The following is a 1,072-nucleotide window of genomic DNA, read 5'->3' on the forward strand; positions in this document are numbered from 1 at the left end:
AAATGACTGACGTAGTGATCGTATCGGCCGCGCGTACGGCGGTAGGCAAATTCGGCGGCTCGCTCGCGAAGATCGCGGCGCCGGAACTGGGCGCAACGGTCATCAAGGCCGTGCTCGAACGCGCAGGCGTGAAGCCGGATCAGGTGAGCGAAGTCATTCTCGGCCAGGTGCTGGCGGCGGGTTCGGGACAGAACCCGGCGCGCCAGTCGCTCATCAAGGCGGGGTTGCCGGACATGGTGCCCGGCATGACGATCAACAAGGTGTGCGGCTCGGGCCTGAAGGCGGTGATGCTGGCGGCCAACGCGATCATCGCGGGTGACGCGGACATCGTGATCGCGGGCGGGCAGGAGAACATGAGCGCGGCGCCGCACGTGCTGCCGGGCTCGCGCGACGGCTTCCGCATGGGCGACGCGAAGCTGATCGACACGATGATCGTCGACGGCCTGTGGGACGTCTATAACAACTACCACATGGGCACGACGGCCGAGAACGTCGCGAAGGAATTCGGCATCACGCGCGAACAGCAGGACGCGTTCGCGGCGCTGTCGCAGAACAAGGCCGAGCGTGCGCAGAAGGAAGGCCGCTTTAACGATGAGATCGTGCCGGTCTCGATTCCGCAACGCAAAGGAGAGCCGCTGCAATTCAACACCGATGAATTCGTGCGTCACGGCGTGACGGCCGAGGCGCTGGCGGGTCTGAAGCCGGCGTTCTCGAAGGAAGGCACGGTGACGGCGGCGAATGCTTCGGGCCTCAACGACGGCGCCGCGGCGGTGGTCGTGATGTCGGCGAAGAAGGCGGAAGCGCTGGGTCTGACGCCGTTGGCGCGCATCAAGGCGTATGCGAACGCGGGCGTGAGCCCGAAGATCATGGGCATGGGCCCGGTGCCGGCGTCGAAGCGCTGTCTGGAGCGCGCGGGCTGGAGCGTCAACGACCTCGATCTGATGGAAATCAACGAAGCGTTCGCGGCACAGGCGCTGGCGGTGCATCAGCAGATGGGCTGGGATCAGTCGAAGATCAATGTGAACGGCGGGGCGATCGCGATCGGGCATCCGATCGGCGCATCGGGCTGCCG

The 1,072-nt window shown here is 65.8% G+C and carries 1 protein-coding gene; it reads left to right on the forward strand.

All coding sequences use genetic code 11. The features are described from left to right. Positions 1-2: 2 nt before the first annotated feature. Positions 3-1,072: acetyl-CoA C-acetyltransferase (locus QCE63_RS35495; protein WP_309839938.1), on the forward strand; the 1,070-nt coding region annotated here is incomplete at its 3' end.

This window comes from Caballeronia sp. LZ065 (assembly GCF_031450975.1).
Classification (GTDB): Bacteria; Pseudomonadota; Gammaproteobacteria; order Burkholderiales; family Burkholderiaceae; genus Caballeronia.